At 49.1% G+C, this 1,031-nt stretch carries 1 pseudogene; it reads right to left on the bottom strand.

Going from position 1 to position 1,031, the window contains the following annotated elements:
* Window positions 1-1,031, bottom strand: a pseudogene (locus tag R8O70_RS26315) (RTX toxin); the annotation flags it as partial.

The following is a 1,031-nucleotide window of genomic DNA, read 5'->3' as shown; positions in this document are numbered from 1 at the left end:
TGCTCTGCATGCAGTGCTGGCACACCATTTTCTATGTTGATGGCTGCCGAGCTGCTTTGCTCACCAAAAAATCCAACGATGTTTTCAGAAAATACCGTTGAACCGGGTAGCACTATTGTCGGCATGGTATCGACCGCATGGTTGCCGGCGGCATCCAACACTTCTGCTTCAATGGTCCACGTGTTGTTTAGATTGAGAGTGTTTACGTCAATTCCGGTTACTGTCCACGAACCTGAGGCATCAACGAGGCCAGTAAAATTCAGCGTGCTGTCTCCGTCACTTACCCGAATCGTCACTGCCAGACCTTGCTCTACACCACTGGTTGTCCCTCTCATTTCCGTGACTATACCCTCACGGAAATCATCAATGGCAAGACCACCGCTAATATAAAAATCCGTATCGATATCAATGGTGGGAGCAGTGGCATCTATGGTCGTAGCCTCATCCATTGCTTTCGCTTGGTTGCCCGCTACATCATTCACGGAGGCAGATACGGTTAACGCCCCATCGGCTAACGTGGATAAGTTCGCCCCTTCGACTTGCCACATACCATCAACGACAACGGTATTGAACGAGAGCATCACCCCCAAGCTGTCTTGAACCGTGACAGAAACCGTCTGACCATTTTCAACATCACTGACTTGCCCTGACAAAGTGACAGATTGGCGCTCTTCAATGCTTAAATAGCCGTCTCCGCCATCGTCAACGTCCACCGTCACACTTGCGAGCGTATCTTTAATGATGGTGTTTTCACTGGTTGCAGGGTTGCCCGCTATATCTATACTCTCAGCAACAACGGTCAGCGTACCTTCAGACAATCCAGAAAAGTCAACGTCGTCCAGAGACCAACTTCCACCAGTCACCACCGTTTCTAAGTTTATGACCGCTCCTAACGAGTCGGTTACCGTAACTTGGATACGCTGACCATCTTCAATGTTTTCAATCGTCCCTTCGAGGCGAGTAGTCGCGATTTCGTACTGATTTAAATACTCATCCCCTCCACCATCAAAATTGACGTTCACCGTTGCAAG

The sequence above is a fragment of the Vibrio sp. 779(2023) genome, from assembly GCF_033344285.1.
Taxonomy (GTDB): Bacteria; Pseudomonadota; Gammaproteobacteria; order Enterobacterales; family Vibrionaceae; genus Vibrio; species Vibrio alginolyticus.
This window is presented reverse-complemented; position numbering and strand designations above follow the sequence as displayed.